At 55.7% G+C, this 19279-nt stretch carries 16 protein-coding genes; all 16 read right to left on the reverse strand.

Annotation, left to right across the window (positions count from 1 at the left end; genetic code table 11):
- Positions 1-12: 12 nt before the first annotated feature.
- On the reverse strand, positions 13-351 hold the full coding sequence (locus tag IPM39_06335; GenBank protein MBK8985686.1) for a hypothetical protein: 339 nt from the start codon (positions 349-351) through the stop codon (positions 13-15).
- 124 nt (positions 352-475) lie between these two features.
- Positions 476-1663, reverse strand: a complete 1188-nt coding sequence (locus IPM39_06340; protein MBK8985687.1) for a hypothetical protein — start codon at positions 1661-1663, stop codon at positions 476-478.
- A 144-nt stretch (positions 1664-1807) separates the two neighbouring features.
- Complete coding sequence (locus IPM39_06345; GenBank protein MBK8985688.1) at positions 1808-2920, reverse strand: endonuclease/exonuclease/phosphatase family protein; 1113 nt, start codon at positions 2918-2920, stop codon at positions 1808-1810.
- A gap of 57 nt (positions 2921-2977) precedes the next feature.
- Positions 2978-3157 (reverse strand): hypothetical protein, encoded by a 180-nt coding sequence (locus tag IPM39_06350; GenBank protein ID MBK8985689.1) that lies wholly within the window; start codon positions 3155-3157, stop codon positions 2978-2980.
- A 14-nt stretch (positions 3158-3171) separates the two neighbouring features.
- Positions 3172-3900 (reverse strand): patatin-like phospholipase family protein, encoded by a 729-nt coding sequence (locus IPM39_06355; GenBank protein ID MBK8985690.1) that lies wholly within the window; start codon positions 3898-3900, stop codon positions 3172-3174.
- An 83-nt stretch (positions 3901-3983) separates the two neighbouring features.
- The gene (locus IPM39_06360; GenBank protein ID MBK8985691.1) at positions 3984-5381 is read right to left on the reverse strand and encodes a hypothetical protein; all 1398 of its coding nucleotides are present in this window, start codon (positions 5379-5381) and stop codon (positions 3984-3986) included.
- Positions 5382-5670: 289 nt separating this feature from the next.
- The gene (locus IPM39_06365) at positions 5671-6717 is read right to left on the reverse strand and encodes a radical SAM protein (protein MBK8985692.1); all 1047 of its coding nucleotides are present in this window, start codon (positions 6715-6717) and stop codon (positions 5671-5673) included.
- 168 nt (positions 6718-6885) lie between these two features.
- Positions 6886-7098: a hypothetical protein gene (locus IPM39_06370; GenBank protein ID MBK8985693.1), complete on the reverse strand. Its 213-nt coding sequence runs from the start codon at positions 7096-7098 to the stop codon at positions 6886-6888.
- A 224-nt stretch (positions 7099-7322) separates the two neighbouring features.
- Positions 7323-9185 carry an AAA family ATPase gene (locus IPM39_06375; GenBank protein ID MBK8985694.1) on the reverse strand — a complete coding sequence of 621 codons (1863 nt, stop codon included), beginning with the start codon at positions 9183-9185 and terminating at the stop codon, positions 7323-7325.
- Between the two features lie 690 nt (positions 9186-9875).
- On the reverse strand, positions 9876-12905 hold the full coding sequence (locus tag IPM39_06380; protein ID MBK8985695.1) for a DUF2723 domain-containing protein: 3030 nt from the start codon (positions 12903-12905) through the stop codon (positions 9876-9878).
- Positions 12906-13059: 154 nt separating this feature from the next.
- Entirely contained in the window at positions 13060-14430 is a 1371-nt protein-coding gene (locus IPM39_06385; GenBank protein MBK8985696.1) for a hypothetical protein, read from the reverse strand.
- The gene (locus IPM39_06390; GenBank protein MBK8985697.1) at positions 14423-15526 is read right to left on the reverse strand and encodes an aminopeptidase P family protein; all 1104 of its coding nucleotides are present in this window, start codon (positions 15524-15526) and stop codon (positions 14423-14425) included. The genes IPM39_06385 and IPM39_06390 overlap by 8 nt, the downstream gene beginning before the upstream one ends.
- Before the next feature lie 82 nt (positions 15527-15608).
- Complete coding sequence (locus tag IPM39_06395; GenBank protein ID MBK8985698.1) at positions 15609-16115, reverse strand: hypothetical protein; 507 nt, start codon at positions 16113-16115, stop codon at positions 15609-15611.
- Between the two features lie 27 nt (positions 16116-16142).
- The gene (locus IPM39_06400; protein MBK8985699.1) at positions 16143-16583 is read right to left on the reverse strand and encodes a CBS domain-containing protein; all 441 of its coding nucleotides are present in this window, start codon (positions 16581-16583) and stop codon (positions 16143-16145) included.
- Positions 16584-16654: 71 nt separating this feature from the next.
- Positions 16655-17971 carry a nodulation protein NfeD gene (locus IPM39_06405; protein ID MBK8985700.1) on the reverse strand — a complete coding sequence of 439 codons (1317 nt, stop codon included), beginning with the start codon at positions 17969-17971 and terminating at the stop codon, positions 16655-16657.
- Complete coding sequence (locus tag IPM39_06410; protein ID MBK8985701.1) at positions 17972-19249, reverse strand: HAMP domain-containing histidine kinase; 1278 nt, start codon at positions 19247-19249, stop codon at positions 17972-17974.
- Between the last annotated feature and the right edge of the window lie 30 nt (positions 19250-19279).

Below are 19279 nucleotides of genomic sequence, written 5' to 3' on the forward strand. Positions count from 1 at the left end.
GTGTAGACTACTTCAATCCATCAACACAGTTGCCAGCGTCTGGCCCTTATTTGCCCCTTTTTCAACAGCGATGGCAAAAATATGAACACCGCTCTTCCAGGTCTCTGTTATAATGGGCACCACATTGACGTGGTAGAAGCCGGGAAGTCTTCCCGCTGTGACACCAGTCATATTCACCAATGCTCCACCAGGCCCAACGATCATCGGATCCACTTTGAAGTCGGACACTACAAGCCCTGTGACCGGCGTTCCGTTAGCATTTGTAACGGACACAATGATGTAGTTGGGTTGTCGGTTTCCAGGAGCTGCCATAGTGTCTTCAGAGAATGCATTTACGATTAACCTTGCCATACCATTTACCTCCTTTTGAGATTGAACATTTGATTTTGGCTCTATTTCAATAGACGGTTGTCTAAGAATACCTTTAGTTTGACTCCTCGGCACTCGAGTATCGCCATAGCGCACAGAGGTTCTGTTACTTCTGCTCTTGCGAAATAATATTATTAAGACGTTCTTGAAGTTGCGTAAGTGGCACCAAGTATCCCGCAGCTAGGCCAATAAGTGACATGCTAATTGAGATCGTTGCGAATGCGTTGAATGTATTTGAATCTGAACCATAGGTGTCCAATACGACTACTCCGCCCGTGAACGATATTCCTCCGATCAGGTAGAAGAGCGACAACGCAAATGCCAGTATTAGAGAAATGACCGATTCTAGAAAAAATCCTGACATTGTGAGTTGTGTCAGCTTTTCTTCATGATAGGCTATCAAAGTACGCAATCCGGTTCCTAGCAATGCCGAGATAAAGAGCAGTGCAAAGAATGCGACATTTACTATTAATCCACATAATGCTTGTTCTGCAGTGCAACGCGATGCGGCCAAAAAAAATACCATCCAAGCTAATAAGAAACACAACTGAAAGCCCAAAGTAATCATCAGGGCATTTCGAACTTTTTTACTACTTTTATTTTTGGCGGCGATTAACTTGTCGATTATGGTGACAACGTTCAACGCATTTTCCTTGTTGTCCTCCATCGTGGGTTCCCAGTAGACTTCCAGACCGCGTACATCAGTTGTACTAATAAGTTGATCGTATTCATCTTGCAAAACATCCATGTGAACTTGTTGAGCCGCACCACCCAATGAGGGTAAGGCTACAATCGGTTTATGCATGGAACAGGCAGCGTACCCTATGGTGGCAGTTCCGTCAGTTCCGCCGATGATGATGACACCGTCTGCATCATTTACATTGGTGATTAGCTTGGCTTTGAATGCTCCATGGCTAAGGTATCCAGGTGTTATATCAACGTGTTCCAGGGACTTTAATTCCTGAAAACTGTCCACAGTATCCGGAGTTAGATTCTCTTCTGGTGCGATTTCCCTTGGCCCATAGAAAATAACGTTGGTCTTTTTCCCAACTTCAGAAGATGCCTGGTCGGCACCCACCATGACAAAATTGCAAGCGGTGTCACAGTCTTTCAGCATTTTCCATTCAGGTATCGCCACCATTATCACATGGTCGGTCTTGGCTAACGCCCAACCAAGAGCAAGGCAGGCTGCCTTAAACCTATTTATCTTTTCGTCATACGGCTGGTTCTCTTTGATGGGATTTTTGCTAGGGTCTTTTTCGTGAAGGGAACCAACAACAAGAATTCTCTTCATGGTAGTTTTCCTTGTCATAAGATTCATTGTCTACTTAGCCGTGTGGGAACTTGAACTCTGGTATCTTTTTAGAGGCCTCCTTTTTGGGATTAATATTCGATTTTGGCTTTATTTCGATAGACAGTTGTCTGAGGGTGCCTTCAGTTACACATCAATATCCACCCAGATAGCAGCGTGATCGGACGCCGCATCATTCCGCTTGCAAAGTTCGGGATACGTGTCCCACCGCTTTGGCTTAACTCCAGGCCACATGCCTTTGCGAAATACCCCTCCGCCTTGAACATGCTCAAACAGCGCTGGTGAAAGAAGCAAGTAGTCAATCTTGTTCTCCGCATTGCACAAACCAAACGTGCCAGGATATCCGCCATTGTCGAAGGTAGGATGGTCAAAAGCGTCTTTCAGGTCGCTGTTAGCGATAAGGGGTTGTAGTGGGCCGCTGCCTGGCGTGTCATTGAGATCGCCAATAACAGCGACAAATTCCCATCCGTCTGCGATTAAACCCTGATAAATCGCTTTAACTCGCTCGGCCTGTGCTTTACGACGTGCGTCAGACGCCGCTTGCCCACCATACCCCTTGCTTTTGAAGTGATTGACCATGACGATAACTTTATTGCCCGTCGGTGTCGTTACTGTAAATTCTGGACAATCGCGAGAGAACATAGGAGAACCATTAGGGAGGCGATCATCCACATGACTGTGAAGCTCACCAATAGGGAAGCCTTCTCGCGTCATGATGCCCACGTCAATGCCTCTTTCGTCGTTCCCGTCTATGAGCATGATATGGCGAAACGGAACTCCACCGATAGCTGGGAGAATCCGGGCATTGAACAGAGCCAGACCAGGCCGGTCTTCGGCTTCAACCACCCCCAGGACATCTGCTTGAATGTCGCTCATAACGCGAGCCGTATTGCGCATGGCGTCTACGTCTATTGGCTCATCGCGAAGTTCTAATGAACCAGCCCAGTCTGCGCGGCCGTTGGCGATGATTTCAATTCCGCCATTTCGCGGACGCTTTAGCAGCTTCCCTCTGTTACGACGGAGCATTACAAAGTGTGACTGATCGTATTTTTCCAGGCCCAGTTCGATGAGGAGCCTGACCATCTCGTGCTTTTGCTCCGAACTATAGACAGCCTGCCCAAGCAGCGAATTGAGCGCGGCGAACCGCTCGAGAATCGGCCTTCCATCATCCCAACTATCCAGGTTCATTACCCTGGCGCGATCAAATAAGTTTTCCACGTTATAAGCTGCTAGTCGCATTGCCCACCTCCTTCACAGCAAGAATCAGACAGAGACGAATCCAGCCAAGTGAGTTGTTTACATCCAGTATGTCTGCAACCACTGCGCGGTTTCGTCCAGCGGGGTTGTTTCACCCAGAGCGACGAGAACGGCCGTTTTGCGGTAATCATCTAGGGCAATTGGGGGGGTCGTGACCGGGCATACCCGGTGGTAATGGGCTTTCAGGATTTGCTGGCACTGATAATCAACAACGCGCATCCCGCCATCCAACATCACATTGATGATCGGCCGCGCCCATTGCCCCAACCCCAATCGAGTCGTTTTCCTTCAATTCGATATAACTGCTGGCCCGTGCCAATGGACAGCAAGGCAATCTCGTCCAGCGCCGGCCGATTTTCAATATGCGCGCGCGAATCCTGGGTCTGGGCCAGGGCGGCCATGCTTGGGTTGTTCGTCACCACGCCGCCATCCACGTACCCGTCAACGGCCGGAAAGTAACTGGGAGCGGCGCTGGTGTAGAGTGCCACTTGATAGGTCAACGCTTCGCCATCGGAATCTGCGCCAGCAAAATTGTGGAAGTATTTGGCTTTCCAGTGTCTTTGGGCGGGTTCTTCAGCCTCATTGTCCAGGTCAAACGTGGAAATCAACACATTTTTCCCCAGGTCTTTCAATTTCGTATCACCCAGGATGCGCCTGACTTCTCGCCGTAACCCTTTATTGTCGTACGCCGCGCCTCTCAGGTTGCCCACATCCAGCAAGTCGTCCAACCAGGAATCGTCGAAAATGACGCCACACTTCTCCTCATACAGTTTGCGGATTTCGCCAGGTGGCAATCCATGGGCCAGAGCCAGAGCGATGATGCCGCCGGTAGAGGTACCGGCAATTAAATCCACGCGCGAAAGCCAGTCGGCGACCAGCTTGTCGAGTTTTTGCAAGAGTACTAAAGTAAGCAAGCCACGAATACCACCGCCATCTAAAGATAAAATGCGGTAACGAATCATTGGCTCCTCCATTATCGGGTGTACGGCAGGGCGATCTTCAACATCGCCCTGCCGAAAATACAAGTAACCGCTATTTAGTATGGTTATTCCCAATAGGTCATGATATATGACTTGCGGTTGGGGCGGTGATTATCTCGGCCAATAAAGCACATTCTAGTATGCCGTTCTACCAGTCTCAAGATGGCGAGGGCGTCATTGAGATCATCTGCCAGCAGCATCCAGTGGTTTCCTTCTTTCAAGCGCCAACCTTTTTCATCCAGGTCTTCGGCGACAACTTTGGTTGGGTTATAGGGGATGCAATCAACTTTGGTCAACGGTTCGTGCGGTAGGCCGCTATTGCCCGTCCAATATTCTGTAATGTAATCAATGCGATTCCCACGGGGATTGTCTCGGCCTACGAATCCATGCCGGTTGTGCCGTCGGGCAACTCTCAGGGCGTTGCGAGCATCTTCTTTGTTGTCCAGCATTTTCATGCGACTGACGCCGTCGGTTAGCAACCAGCCGCGCGCTCCTTCATCAACAATGCGCAGGTTTCTGGGATTGTAGGGTAGTTCGTCGCGGGTATAGACTTCGTAAACGTCTTGAATCAGGTACATACGGCCGTCAATCCCGCACTCCCCATATCCAATGCGGAAACAGCCGTCGTTGCCGCGGGTCGGCCCCCAACTGTTTTTACAAATCCAGCACGATTGACCATCGTCATAGCCGATGACGGCAATCGCGTGCCCGCCGCGGACGGCCGAAACCCTATCATAGGTATAAATGCCGTTCGCTCCGGTGGCCCAATACGTATCGAAATCCCGATACACCGTGTATCCGGCAACCAGCGGGCCTTCTTCACACAACCAGCGTTTCATCAAACTGGTTTGGGTCGTCGAATCGTAACCGGTGATTTTCAGGGTTAATACAGTTCCCTCAACCAGTTCTGCATTTTGATTAACGCCGCGATATGGGTAGTTTTCTTCAAAACAAACACCCTCGTCAACCAAAAAATCCAGCGCAGGCGGGGTAGACCAACCATAACGAGGGTCGCCCTGATTACACTGGCGCTCATTGATGAAAAACAAAGCCGCTTCGGAAACGTCAATGTTCAGGGAGGCATCGTTCGTCTCAATGCGCTGGTGCGATTCAAGCGCTGCGGCGACCCCAAAGGCAACGCACGAACCGCAGCCGCCCTGACTTTTAGGAGGCGAAACCCAATTTTTCCCGGCCACGTTGCGCCAATCCCATGATTGCGGTAAGGCATTAGCCGCTGCCAGCGCCAGCCGATTCACATTGGGCTGCCAGAGAAAGAATGCATTATCGGAAACCCGGCGCATTCTGGGGAAACGAGTAGTTGGTGCGCCTGGGCTGGGTGTCAGTGCACCCAGAGGAAACTTTGTGGCTATGTCTTCTACGGTGGCATCATCCGAGATATCGGCCGGCACCTCCCACCGGGCATTGCGAGCCTTAAGCTCTTTTCTAAGGTCCTTGATCTTCATGTAAACCTCCTTTAACCTGACAGATGACATCTGTCAGGATATACAAACCAGAACCTGCAAAGAGGTTCATTCATTAAGATTTTGCGCGATTTCCTTTAGCTGTTTTAGGGCATGTAACAGGGCAATTCGCCGATTGACCGAGCGTTCAGTATGGGAGACTGACCAATCTGGTCGAATCTGAGAAAACCGGGGATCAAGACTGCTACGTCTGCAACGGTCACGTCAACTCCTTGACGAAAATAGCGAGTGTGCACCAGGGAGGAAAAGTTTTGTTTTTCTCGCGATCATCCTACTCTCTGTCATGAACAGACTGAATCATTGCTGTCTCACACAGATAATAGGCTCGTCCATAAGCAACTTTTCTAACGAATTCTTCGTCGTCCTTTAAATCAGCATAGAATTGCCTCAGCCTATCATTAGCCATCAAATCATAACATGCGTGACATGTGCTATCTTTTATATATTCTGTGGGCAGTTCCTTGCCTAAACCAGCGTCTTCGGCAAGAGAAATCAGCCGACGTGGCCCCCAAATGCGAATAGCATGTAAGATAGGATTAAGCTCGGCACAGTCCAAAATAGTCGCCAAACTCTCTTTCCGCAGATCACCTAAGACTAAAGGATGATCAGAGGTCAGATCTATGATTGGGCCAATACACGCTGTGATGCGACCATCAGGGAAAATTATTGGCGAGCTTCCAGCCGCACAAGCAGATTTTGGCGGAGTAGCTAATGTTTCATAGTTACTGCCGGTTTTGTGTAGAGCGCGACCCGCACGGAAGGTAACGGCCGTTAAAATTCTCCCTTCATCGGTAACTTGCTTTAACTTCTTGATAATGCCCTGATATGCACGGTCTGTCTCATTTTCGGTGCATACAGCTATCGTATAAGGAATATTATGAGTTTCTGCGGCCGCAATAGCATTCCTGACCCTGGCAAAAGGGATGAATTTTTGATGATACATATCAGTGCTGATGGAGATCATCCGAATGGCTGGCAGGTCTCCAAGTAAGCGGACAGCCTCTCTTTCTGTTGTTGCCCAATAAGCATTTGTGACAACAGAAACAAACAGCCCCTGAGCTGCACCATACTCAGAGACACTTTTCAAGACTTCTATATTGAAGAATGGCTCACCACCTGTCAGTGAAAGAACCTTGATATATCCATCACGATAATCAGCAATTTGCCGAATCCAGTCAAGTAGATCACTGCATGGCATTTCTTCTGTCCGGTCTGGTCCGGCCTCAATAATGCAGTGAGGACAGGCTACTTGACACTTATATGTCATCAGTAGTCCGATGTTTTTTAGAAAAGGCATTTCCAATGGCTTATCTTCCATGGAACATCACCTCTCATACGCTGAGTGACATTGTGTGACCAATAGCGATATGACCAGCCTTCAACGATCTGTTCTCAATGCTTTTTGTTGCACTTGTTTTTCTGGCCTAATGGGAGTGTGAACTGATTACCTCTCAAAAAGCAAACCGGTTCACATTCCCAACAAGAATCAGAGTCTCCTCATGTCTTTTGGCACAAGCATAACCTCAAACTGCTCCAACCGTGCCAGCATTGATGGGTCTTTGAACAAGAAGTCAGGCGCGGGAATACCAATGACCCAGGGGTGTCTGATGACAATCCGCACCTCATTTTTGAACTCCTTCAACAAATCGGCCGGGATCGTAAAAGTAAATTCTCCAGTTGGTAACAAATTGGGTTCCATTTCAAACCTCCACTTTTACTCTTTTGGATGCGACGCGAGCCCCTTGCCAATAATGTTCGCGAAATGAATTTACCTGTTTCAGTCATTCGCTTATCAATCCCTGAAAATTCGTATAAGGTGTGGGACATTTAGACCACTATTCTTCCTGAGTATAACGGCCGTTCCGTTCCCAAATCGTTCTCTGGCAGGCGCAACCGCTCGATTGTTGGCGAAAAGAGGAAAGATCACCTGGCAAGGGCCGCGCTGACCCGGTCGCGCAGCAGCCGTCGTCTGGCACAGCTCAAAGAAGCATAAGCTGCCTGGCGCAGCTTGTCGTGGCTGAAGATATAGGCGTCCGCCCCCTGCTCCAGCAGAATGCGCCGCTGGCACAGTTCGTCCAGCGCCTCCACCAGCATTGTCTCCGGCGCGTCGCTGGCCGCCGCCAGCAGGTCGAAACGAAAAGAACGACCAATCGTCGCTGCCAGATCCACCACTTCGCGCGCCATTGGCGACAAATCCGCCAGCCTTTCCTCAAGCAGCGCCTGTACCTTATCCGGCAATCGCTCACACTCCCACTCCCCATTATTAGCCCAACTCCCGGCCATCTCCACCACAAACAGCGGCACGCCTTCCGTTTCCGCATACAACTGCGCCGTTTGCACGGCATCCAACGGCCGTCCGGTCACGTGCATCGCCAACTCGGCAACGGCCATTTCCTCCAGACGCCCCAATTCAATCTGCACAAAACTGCTGCCGTGCTGCAAGTCGTGGCACAGCGGGCTGAGCGGGTGGTGGGGGGACACCTCTTCCTCCCGGATCGCGCCCAGGAGTAAAAAACGCGCTTCTGGCGCAAAGTACAGCAGAAAGCAGAACCATTCCAGCGTGTCTACATCGCACCACTGCAGATCATCCATGAATAGCAAAAAGGGCTGAGGAAGCTGCAAAACCACCTGGGCCAAAGCAGTGAAGAAGCGCTCTCGCTGCCACGTCTCGCTGATGGGACCGGGCGGAGTCAGGTCGGGCCGTTCCACCAGCAATTCTGGCAGCAGGCGGCTAATTTCGCGCAGCCAGACATCGGCCAGGCTGCGCAACGGCTGGCGCAAAGCCGCGCCCCGCAGCCAATCGGCGATGGGAGCGTAGGGGAGGTTGTGAGTGAGCGCGTGCCCGGCAGCGTGTAGTGCCGGGATGCCCTGCCGCGCCGTCCAATCCAGCATCTCTTCGGCCAGGCGTGTTTTGCCAACGCCCGCCTCACCGCGAATCAAGGTGAACAACGGCCGTTCCCCCATCACCCGCCGCCAGCTTGCCTGCAAAGCCGACCAGGCCCGCGTCCGCCCAACAAGTGGGAGCCGCGCTGCCTGACCATCTGCCGACGCTACCGGCGTCAGCAATAGCTGGTACGCCTTCTGAGTAGAAGCGCTGGGAAGGACGCTCAGCTCCTGCTGCAAGGCAGCGGCGCAGGCGTTATAGGTGCGCAGCGCCCCGACCCGGTCGCCGCCAAGCGCCTGCAAGCGCATCAGGCGACGATAGGCGGTCTCGTGCAGCGGATCGGCTTGCAGCAGCAGCCGGGCAAAATTGGCTGCTGCCGCATACTCTCGTGCTGCTTCAAGGAGTTGAATTTGCTGCATCAGGCATTCAAGATATTGCTGCCGCAGTACTTCGCGGTGAGCCAGAACCCAGTCGTCGTAATGGCCGGGGAGCAGATCGCCCTGGTAGAGGTGAATGGCTGTTTCCAGATAATGCCGTCGGTCGGCGGGAGTGGTGGACTGGTGGACGTGGGCAACGGCCGTTGCGAACTCCGCCACATCAAGGCTATAAGGCGCATCCTCGCACCATCTCACCACATGCCAATCCGCTAGAAGGAATTGGTTAGCTTGTGGTAGCACATGCCGTAGATGGTGCAAGGCTTTACGCAAATTGGTGCGGGCCTGATCCTCGTTAGAGTCAGGCCAGAAGGTGAAGGCTAGATGTTGACGTGTATGTACCTGGTTGGCGTGCAGGACCAGGTAGGCGAGCAACACTTGATGGCGGGGAGGGGCAAGGGGGATAACTGCCGTTTCCTGCCAGCGCATCTGAAATTGACCCATCAGGGTGATATATAGCTTGTCCATTGCTTTCCCCCACAGGAGATGGCTCCTGGCCCACCTCAGATATGAAACAGGCACTATTGCCACACGTTTACAGCCATTTCCACGCATTCACCATAGCTGACCGGTGTAGCAGGTGGCTTTATGGAAGGGTCTACCTGTACGTTGAACAGAAAGCTCTGATATTATGAGACTCACAGGTTGGGGTAAAATTCCGAAAGTCCAAGAAACTTTCCTTTGATGACATAATGCCACGAATCTCCTCTGAAAGTCATTATGAGACTTACCGGTTTTCGTAGGTGAATTCTCTAATTCTGGTAAATTTCTTGGATGCCCTTGAGTGTTTGTTAGAGGTTGCCGGTTTGCAGGTTGTTGCTACAAAAGAAAGTAGAGTGTAAGACGAGCCGGCCAGAATGGCATGATGGTAAGGGATATTGACTTAAGGAACGACTTTATTTTTCACCAACCCGGATGGATCTGGCCTTTCGAGGTGGATATATGACGTCTGTATTGCACCCATCACGGGAATGGCTTCCCGGCACATTCTAAATATGAAAATGCATCCTAATGCCGCCTGCTTGTAACCCTCTTCAGCAGAAGGTAAATCATATTCTAAAACAGGCAGATACTCTTGTAAAGCAACAATTATGTGGAAGGATTACTCATATTTGCATGAATTTGCGAAGAACCGTTGATCGCTCAACTGACGGCCGTTTATTCCACCAATAGACCCGGCACAACCAACTTGTCATCCACCGGCGTACCGTCGGCGTTGAGGAGGGGCAGGCGGCGCAGGTCGGCCAGGCGATACCAGCCGATGAGCAGGCGGTAATTGCCGGGTGGCATGTCGCCCGAAAGCTGGATGGTGTGGGGGTCGGTGAGGGTCTGGCCGGGAGTCCAGCCGCTGGTGGGCAGCGTGCCTTGCAGCGGCCAGGCGTCCACCTGCCCGACAATGCGGTCTTGGGCGTCTAGCACTTGCAGAAAGAGGGTGTAATTGTCGGCCATGGGGGCCAGCCCTTGCCATTGTAGGGTCAGATGAAGTTGTCCGCCGGGTTGCAGCGTTTTGTCGGCGATGGCTACGTCCAACAAGGCGATTTTGTCGTCGTAGTTGCTAACCCCTTCCGGCAGCGGTGCGCCGCTGACAACGACCTCGCCCAGTACGCAGTGGGCGCTGACCGGCTGGAGCCAGCCGCAAATGATGGTTTGGTCGGGGCGGGTGAGGAGGAGCTGGTAACGGCCGTTTTCCCCGGCGCCCTCCACCATTCTGGCAGCCGTAAACGGCCACTCACGCCATGATTGACGATAGATGGTCCGATACTGTGTGGTTTCCGGCAGGGTTTGCCCGGCGCCCAACAGGACAACCTGGATGCCGGACGGATCGCCATAACCGGAAAGCAGCACGGTAAAGGGCTGCTGCGGCCGAATTTGCGCCGGGAAGTCGGCGGACAGCAAAGCAGCCGGGCCGATCTGGGCGCGAATCGGCCGTGTCAATTCCATTGTTGGCGTGGCGGGCAGGGTAACGGCCGTCACCGTCTGCCAGTCCAATTCGTCGGGCGGGGTGAAGGGCGGGGCCAGGGCGACTTGCAGGTTCATCGTTTGTGGGTGGTCTAAAATCGGGCGGGGCAGCAGGTGGAAATCGGCCACGATTTCAGCCCCCTTCCAGGCGTTGGTGGGGTAGAAGTTGTTGGCGGGGAAACGGCCGCTGCTCGTGTAACCGCCCAGGCGCAAATAGACCTGGAGGGCTTGGTTGGTTGGTTGGTTGGTTTGCCAGTAAAGGGTGATGGCTGATTGGGTGGGGTCTGTGGCGGCTTCCGACTGCCAGTCGTAGGCGCGCAGTTGGATGGAATTGACAGCGAGTTGGCTGGGAACGGCCGTGTCTGGCAGGTCGGTCAGCGGTTCGGCGCTCACTTCGGTCAGCGGTCCCATTGAGCGCAGGTGGTAGATGCCTTCCAAGCCTGGCAAAAAACGGGCCAGATAAACGGTTTGTCCGGCGGCGATGCGTTGGTCGAGTTCGGCGCGGTAGGCAGCCTCATCGGGCAGCACCATGATGTCCAGGTCGGGGCGGGCGTCTTCCGCCTGCTGCAAGTAATAGAGTGGGGCGATTTTTTCGCTGTCGGCCAGAATCGCCGCGCCATCGGCCAGCGGCAGCGCCAGCACGCCCTGGCCCCAGGGCAGCAGTCCGTCGTCGTTGGCTTGGTCAATGGTGCGCCAGTTGGCTGCGGCGAGGAGGATGGTTGGGAGGGCGAGGAGAAGGAGAAGAGAATTGTGAATGGTGAATGGTGAATGGTGAATGGTGAATGGGTGATTGACAATTGTCTCCGCACCGGCCAGCCACCAGACGGCAGTGATGATTTGTGCGCCCATCAGAAAGACGGCCAGGTCGGGCACGTAGTAGTTGAGGGCGTAGAAGGTGACGCCAAGCCAGGTGACGAGCAGGATGGCGGCGAGCTGCCGGTGGCGCAGCAGCAAATAGAACAGACCGACGCCGACCAGCGCCAGATTTGCCCAGCCCCAATTCGCCAGGAAGATGCGCCCGACGACTTCGTAGCGGGTGGGGTCGTCCAACCAGGCCCGCCATTGCAGCGCTCCCTGAAAACGGCCGCCCAGCACCCAATCCACAAAACGGCTCAACCCAATCGGTTCGCCATGGATGGCCGCCCAACGGATGGGCAGGTAGGCATAGAGGAGGAGGGGTAGGAGGAAGGCGAGAGGGAGGAGGAGGAGAAATTGTGAATTGTGAATTGTGAATTGTGAATTGTGAATTTTTGCGGCGTGACGCTTGAATAAAAGGGTCAGGAAGGCGGCGGGGAGGAGGAAGATGGTGGTGAGATGATTGGTGAGGCCCAGGCCGAGGAGGAAGAAGAGGAGTGCGAGAGTGATTGTCCTCTTGCCGCCTGTTCTTCCCGTCTCCCCCTCTCCCTGTCTCCCTGTCTCCTTGTCAAATGCCCAACCGCCAATCTCCCGCATCACAAACAAGGCCGCCACCACGATGAGGGCGTGCAGGGTGTAGACTTCGGCCTCGATGGCCTGACTCCAGAAGGTGGGGGTGAGGCCGAGGGCAACGGCCGTTAATACCGCCACTTCCCCCCTGGCCCTCAACCGATACCCCAAGCCAAACAACAAACTAAGCGCCGCCAGTCCATAGACCATCACGCCAACATTCAGCCGCCAGGCGACGGTATGGATGGGAACCAGGGTGAATAACTTGCCCAGCAGCAAAAACAGCGGGTAGCCGGTGGGGTGGGCGATGCCCAACTGTGGCGCGACCACCTGAAACTCAAAAGTATCCGCCTGACCGACGGCATGGGGCATGGTCAGCAGGTAGATGGGCAGCAGAGCGGCCAGCACAAACAGCACGCCCAACCAGCGCCACGTTTGCGGTGCGGCCATCTGGCGGGCCAGCAGCAGCGCCGCCAGCCACAAGGACGCGGCAAAAATCAACCGACTGCCCACTAAATCCACCGCCGGATCAAACAGCCACAACAGATTCAAAAGCAACGGCAGCCAAAACAATCCGCGTTCAGCCGCGTTTATCGGCGGCCTATTCATGGCCCAGGTGAGAAGAACGGCCGTTCCCAGAGAAAGTGTGATGGCCGGAAACGGCCGTGCCAGCCATTGCAGCCAGGGGAAAAAGCCTTCAAACAAAATCCGCGTCAGCGCCAGGCTGCCAACGGCCAACAGCAGCCAGACAGTCAACAGACGCCAGGCTGCCTGCTTTGTGGCCTGGTTCGATAAAGTCGTCATATGGCCTGCAATTGTATCCATTACCGGCAAAAAACAAGCCTCCGCCCGGTAATCGTGTAGAAGAAGGGCGGAAACCGATAATCTGGACGTTTAGATTGGACCGATTCAGAAGATTGGTCCAATCTAAACGTATACGGTTAATGGCTAACGGCCTTTACGGCCGATACGCTTCCGCGTCTAGCGCGGCCTGCTCGGGGGATTGGGGGATGGCAAAATAGGTGGTGAGGGCGTAGATGCGCAGGGGGGTGATGAGGCGCTGGGTTTCCTCGGCAATTTCGGCGAAGGTATCGCCGCTGCCTAGATACCAGATGGCCGCGCCCTTAATTTGCGGGTAGGGGGCGTAAAAGCGGGCGGCCCAAGCAATGTCGGCGATGGCTGGCGCCGGTTCAGGCACGTGTTCGTAGGTCCAGCCCCATTCGGTGATGAGGATGGTGGGGCGGGGGATGCCGTATTTATCCGCTACGCGGAAGATTTCCAAAAAACGGCCGATTTTATACGGAAACCCATCGCCAATGTCGTCCCGGTTATAGCTGTATTCGTGGACGGCAATTGCCAGTTGGTCGGGGTGGTCGCCCAGCAGCCGTAGGAATTGCAGCATCACTGGGCTTTCCCAGTCGGCCGGTTCCGGTTCGCCGGCCGACCAGCCAAACGCCGCCCACTTACGGCCGTCGCGCAAAGCCAATTCCGCTGTTGTCAGGGCAAATTGGGCCAGCCACTCAGACCGGTTCTTATCTACCTCGTTCATCGTCTCCATCCACACCAGGCTGGGGTCCAGTTCCGGCGGGAAATCGTCGGTGTGCAGCCGCCAATGCTGCTGCGCGGCTGCTTCTGGGGGCAGGTTGTAATTGGGCACGCTGACATGGTTGCCGCCGGCCACCTTACGAAACACCAGGATGTGAGGCACGCCGCTCTGGCGCATCATCTCCTGCGCGATGTAGAGAGGTTGGGCGTTGTCCACACTTTTCAAGAAAAAGGGCACACCGGCAGCGTCCAACTGGTCCATCCATTCATCCAGACCATCGGTATTGCCGCCTACGCCCACGTGGAAGCCGATTTTGACAAAAGCCAGGTCTTGCCCCTGGGCTTGCAAGTCGGCGCGAACGGCGGCGAAGTCAACTGTGGGGATGGGTGTAGGTGAAGGCGTTGGCGATGGCATCGCCGACGCCATCGCCGATGGACTGGGCGAGGGCAGCGGGGTGGCAGTCGCCGCGCCATCCTGCCCGACGTAGGGCAGGTAGGTCTCTTCGCTGCCGGGTTGGAGAGGGGGTGCAGGATAAGGGGCAGATGGCACGGCCGTTACTGGCGCCGGGTAAGGAGGAGCCATGGGCACGGCCGTTTCCGGGGCAGGGTAGGCCGTTGGCAGCGCGGCCGGCGTTACCAGGGCAGCGGCCGTATTCGTCGGCAAGACGATGGGTGTGGCGGTGGGGGCGGTGGGGCGGCAGGCGGAAACGGCCGTCAGGAGTACGGCCGTTACCATCCACCACACAATCCACAATTGGCGGCTGTTGTGCTGTTGTTTACCCAACCGTGAGCAGCTCCCGCGTGAAACTGGTCAGCGAGCGGTGGCCCGTTTCTGTCACGACCACATCATCCTCAATGCGCACGCCGCCGCGCCCCGGCAGATAGATGCCCGGTTCCACCGTAAACACATTACCCGCCGCCAGCGGCTCCCGGTTCCCCGCGACCATCGAAGGCACTTCATGCACTTCCAGCCCCAGACCATGCCCGGTGCGATGGATAAAATAGCTGCCATAGCCGGCAGCTTCAATTACATTGCGGGCGGCGCGGTCCACCTCGGCGCCGGTTGCGCCGGGACGGGCGGCCAGTTTGCCCTGCTCGTTGGCCTGGCGCACGATGTCATAGATGCGGGCCATCTCATGGTCTACATGCCCCACAGCAAAAGTGCGCGTAATGTCCGACGGATAGCCGTCTACGTATACACCCCAGTCAATCACTAGAAAATCACCGGCGGCTAACGGCCGTTCCGTGGGCACGGCGTGGGGCGAGGCGCTGTTGGGTCCGGTGGAGACGATGGGCGAAAAGGCGACCGTCTCGGCTCCTTCGGCCATGAGCAGGTTGTTCAGCATGGCGGCCACCTGCTTTTCTGTCTGGCCGATTTTAATTTGCGGCAGCAGCCTCTCGATGGCTCGCTCGGCCACCGCCACCGCTTTTTCCATAGCCGCAATTTCCGCGGCGTCTTTGACGGCGCGCAGGGCCATGACGGCCGGTTCGGCGTGCGACGTGCGCAGACCAGGGGCCACCTGATGCAGCGCTTCCAGTTCCAGCAACCGCAGCGCCAGGGCCTCCACGCCCCAATGCGCCCCGGCCAACTTCAGCGCGGCGGCGGCGCGGGCAAAAGCGCCGGCAAACCACTCCTCGTCGCTCCAGGCAAAGATGCGCTCTTCAGGAATGCCCACCGCCTGGGCTTTCATCGCTTCCAGGGTGGGGATGATGATGGCCGGCGGGGCGGCGGCCGGCAAGAAAAGCAAAATCGGCCGTTCGCTGACGTGGGTATGGATGTGGCTAAAATACACTTGATTCGGGCCGGGCATCAGGGCAATACCATCCAGCCCGCGCCGGGTCATTTCTTGTTGTAAGCGTTCAATACGGATTTGGTTCATATTTTTTACTCGTTGGGGGAAGGGATTCTGGCGTTATGGGTTCATACGCGCAATGGTCATATGTATCTGTCTGACATTTTTGTCACCTTGCGCGTTCCATTTCGACCAGGGGCACGCCGGCGGGGACAGATTCGCCTGGCTGGCATTTCAGGGCGGCGATAACGCCGCTGTAGGGGGCCAGGATGGGGATCACCATTTTCATGGATTCCAGCAGGATGAGTTTGTCGCCTTCGTCTACCCTGTCGCCGGGTTGGACGAGGATTTGGGTGACGACGGCCGGGATGGTGGCCGCCAGAGCGTTGTCAACCGCGCTGCCGCTGCTGCCGCGCTGCCGCACCCGTTGGTAGGTGAGGGTACGGCCGTTTACCCACACCTGCCGTTGATCCCCTTGCTCCATGTGCCCGGCGGCGCGAATACGCTGACGCGTGCCATCGGGCCGAATCAGCTCCAGCAGCAGGGCGGGGCCTTCGCGGTAGACGATCTCTAATGCGGCTGTCTGGCCATGATGGGTTACAGACAGCAAATTGCCCTGCCGGGTGACTTCCAGGTCTATGTCCTGGTTGTTAAGATGAATGGTGAATTTTGCCATAAGTGAACGATGAACGATGAATGTGCGTCAGCTGTGGACGCCGGTGATGTAGTTTTGCAGGTGGTCAATGAGCGCTTGTTGCTCGGTAATGATCGTTTTGACCACATCGCCGATGGAAATAATGCCCAGCAGATGCTCCTCTTCGTCTAAGACGGGCAGATGGCGGACGTGTTTGTCGGTCATCAGGGTCATGCAGCGGTGGATACTTTCTGTGGGCCGCATGAAGATGACCTGGGTGGTCATGATGGCGCGAACGGGGGTGCTGTGGGAGGCACGGCCGTGCAAAATCACTTTACGCGCATAATCCCGTTCGGAGAAGAGGCCGCAGACACGGCCGTTTTCCACCACCGGCAGCGCGCCAATGTCCTTCTCAGCCATCAATTCCAGGGCAGCCAGAACAGTTTCGTCCGGGCTGATGGTCCACACCTGGTAGCCTTTGTTTTGTAAAAGCTGGTTGATCGTATTCATGATACAAGCCTCCTTCATGGATACAGGTGATGCTGCTTATGAGTCGCCACTTTTCAGGCTCCGCCCACCGGTTATACTCGTTTGACTTGTAATGTAAAGCCGTGAACGGCCGTTACCTCCACCTCTTCCCCTTCATAAATCGCCTCTTCTGCCTCAGCGCGCCACAATTCGCCCTGAACCAGCGCCATACCGGCAAACTGCTCGGCTCCGGGCTGCAAAACAATGGCCTTACGCACCGGCCCTTGTTGGCCGATGAGTCCCTGCTGGCCGGTGATCGGCTTGCGCCGCTGCCCACGCACCACCATATAGACCAAAAAGATGAAAAAAGCGGCCGTTGGCAGGGTGATCAGCAGGGCGCTGACGATGGAAATTCGGGCAAATTCCGGCGTGCCGGGTGAGTTAAACAGTACCATGAAGCCGGCAAACATCGTAATTACTCCAGTAACGGCTAACGCGCCATGCACGGGAGCCTTCACTTCTAACAAGAATAACACAAAGGCGATAATAATCAGCCCCAGGCCAAACCAATTGGCGGGCAACTGCCCCAAGCCGTACAAGGCCAGCGACAAGAGGACCACACCAATGAACCCGGCCACCCAGCCGCCAGGGTTGGAAATCTCGATTAAAATGGCCTGCACCCCAATCGCCAGCAAGAGTCCGATTAAGACCGGATTAGAAAGGGCGTGCAAGACGCCTTCTACCAGATTCATGCGAACCGGCCGTATGGGGGCGTCGGCGGTATGCAAAGTGGTCGGTTGGTCGGCGACGATGACCGTCAGGCCGTCCAACTGGCGCAGCAGGTCGGGCACGTCGTTGGCGATGGCGTCAATCAGGCCAGCGTCCAGCGCTTCTTCGGCGTGGACGGCGCGGGCTTCGTCTATCATCGCCTCGGCCAGTTCCACGACCTCTGGCCCGCGGCGGGCGGCCAGGCTGCGAATGGAGGCTTTTAGATCTTCGGTGATTTTGCGGAAAAGGGTTTCGTCCAGTTCCGCGCCATCCTGGCCCACCGGCGAAGCCGCGCCGATGACTGTTTCCGGGGCCATGCCGGCGGCGTGGGCGGCGATGGTGATGATGCTGCCGGCCGAAGCGGCCTGCGCCCCGCGTGGCGCAATAAAGACGATGACCGGCACGCGGGCGGCGCGGATGCTCTGCACAATCTTTTGCGTGGTGTCAATGGCCCCGCCAGGCGTATTGAGTTGGATGACCAGGGCCGTCGCCTCCTCTCTTTCGGCGGCGCGGATGCCACGGGCGAAATATTCGGCCATGGCCGGGGTGACGGGGCCTTCAATTTCCAGCAGCAGGACGCTGCTGTTTTGGGCGAATGCCTGGCTCAGGCCGGTGAGCAGTAGAGCCAGAAGCAGAAGAACGAGGGTTAGTTTTTGCATCATTTAAGCCTCTAACAGGAGGGGGAGGGCGATGGTGAAGGTGCTGCCTTGTTGGGGGACACTTTCGGCCCAGATACGGCCGTTGTGCAGTTCCACCAAATCTTTGGCAATCGAAAGGCCTAATCCCAGCCCCTCGTAGCGGCGGCGCAGCGCCGGCTCCACCTGGCCAAAGCGCTTGAAGATCCATTCCAGCTTATCGGCGGGGATGCCGATGCCGGTATCACGAATGCGGAACCAGGCTTCGTCGCCGCGCCGCACCAGGCGCAGGTCAATCTGACCGCCATCGGGGGTAAATCTGATGGCGTTGTGCAGCAGGTTATTCAGGGCGGTCAGCATCACGTCGCGGTCAGCGTGGATGGGCAGGGGGTGCGGCGGGATGTGGCAGGTGATGGTCTGGTGGCGGGAGATGGCCGTTTCGTCGGGAACGGCCGTCAGTTCGGCCACCAGTTCGCCCAAATCCACCGTCTGCAAATCCAGCGTCGCTTCCCCGGCATCTACGTAACGCAAATTCAGCATATTCTGGATCAGGTTACGCAGGTGAACGGCCGCGTCCATGACGCTGTCCAGCTGCCCGGCCATCTCCGGCCCCGCTTCCTCGCGCAAAAATGAGACGTAGCCCATGATCACCGACAGCGGCGTGCGCAATTCATGCGAGGCGACGGCGATGAAATCCGTTTTTACCTGGTCCAGTTCGTTCAGTTCGCGGTAAGCCCGCTGTAAATCTTCCGTCAATTGGGCGCGAGCCACGGCCACCCCGGCAATGTCGGCCAGAATGGTGAGTGTTTCGGCATCCTGGCGGGTGAAACGGCCGTGCTGCTTGTTCAACGCCTCCAACACGCCAATGGCCTGGCGCTCGGCGTCATGCAGGGGCACGCCCAGAATGGAATGGGTCTGGAAATTAATGGCCTGTGATACATCGCGGTTCCAGCGTGGGTCCTGTGTCACATCGGCGACGAGCAGAGGGCGATTTTGCAGCAAAATGGAACCGGCGATGCTGTTATCCAGAGGAATAGGCATGTTGGCCGGCAGCGCGTCGCGGGCGTTCGAGGAGGCTTTGAAAAAAAGCTCGCGGGTATGTGGGTCGAGCAGCATAATGGACGCCGCCTCCGAACCGGTCAGGTCGGCGGCCTGGGTGATGATATAATGGAGCAGCTCATCCACGTTGGTGGCCGAATTGAGGACCCGGCTAATCTCCACCAAACGGGCCAGGCGTGGGGCGTCTATGGTTGGCTGTGCAGTGGGGTGTGACGAGGACTGCTGCTTTGGCGTCTGCGTGGGCATGGATTCTGTCTCCTGGTCAGGTGGCGCGCC

Source organism: Candidatus Leptovillus gracilis, from assembly GCA_016716065.1.
Lineage (GTDB): Bacteria > Chloroflexota > Anaerolineae > Promineifilales > Promineifilaceae > Leptovillus > Leptovillus gracilis.

Coding starts and splice junctions, on each gene's coding strand:
- IPM39_06335 (MBK8985686.1), bottom strand. CDS start 351: ATGGCAAGGTTAATCGTAAATGCATTCTCTGAAGACACTATGGCAGCT.
- IPM39_06370 (MBK8985693.1), bottom strand. CDS start 7,098: ATGGAACCCAATTTGTTACCAACTGGAGAATTTACTTTTACGATCCCG.
- IPM39_06405 (MBK8985700.1), bottom strand. CDS start 17,971: ATGATGCAAAAACTAACCCTCGTTCTTCTGCTTCTGGCTCTACTGCTC.
- IPM39_06380 (MBK8985695.1), bottom strand. CDS start 12,905: ATGACGACTTTATCGAACCAGGCCACAAAGCAGGCAGCCTGGCGTCTG.
- IPM39_06350 (MBK8985689.1), bottom strand. CDS start 3,157: ATGCGCGTTGTTGATTATCAGTGCCAGCAAATCCTGAAAGCCCATTAC.
- IPM39_06375 (MBK8985694.1), bottom strand. CDS start 9,185: ATGGACAAGCTATATATCACCCTGATGGGTCAATTTCAGATGCGCTGG.
- IPM39_06390 (MBK8985697.1), bottom strand. CDS start 15,526: ATGAACCAAATCCGTATTGAACGCTTACAACAAGAAATGACCCGGCGC.
- IPM39_06345 (MBK8985688.1), bottom strand. CDS start 2,920: ATGCGACTAGCAGCTTATAACGTGGAAAACTTATTTGATCGCGCCAGG.
- IPM39_06400 (MBK8985699.1), bottom strand. CDS start 16,583: ATGAATACGATCAACCAGCTTTTACAAAACAAAGGCTACCAGGTGTGG.
- IPM39_06355 (MBK8985690.1), bottom strand. CDS start 3,900: ATGATTCGTTACCGCATTTTATCTTTAGATGGCGGTGGTATTCGTGGC.
- IPM39_06410 (MBK8985701.1), bottom strand. CDS start 19,249: ATGCCCACGCAGACGCCAAAGCAGCAGTCCTCGTCACACCCCACTGCA.
- IPM39_06395 (MBK8985698.1), bottom strand. CDS start 16,115: ATGGCAAAATTCACCATTCATCTTAACAACCAGGACATAGACCTGGAA.
- IPM39_06360 (MBK8985691.1), bottom strand. CDS start 5,381: ATGAAGATCAAGGACCTTAGAAAAGAGCTTAAGGCTCGCAATGCCCGG.
- IPM39_06365 (MBK8985692.1), bottom strand. CDS start 6,717: ATGGAAGATAAGCCATTGGAAATGCCTTTTCTAAAAAACATCGGACTA.
- IPM39_06340 (MBK8985687.1), bottom strand. CDS start 1,663: ATGAAGAGAATTCTTGTTGTTGGTTCCCTTCACGAAAAAGACCCTAGC.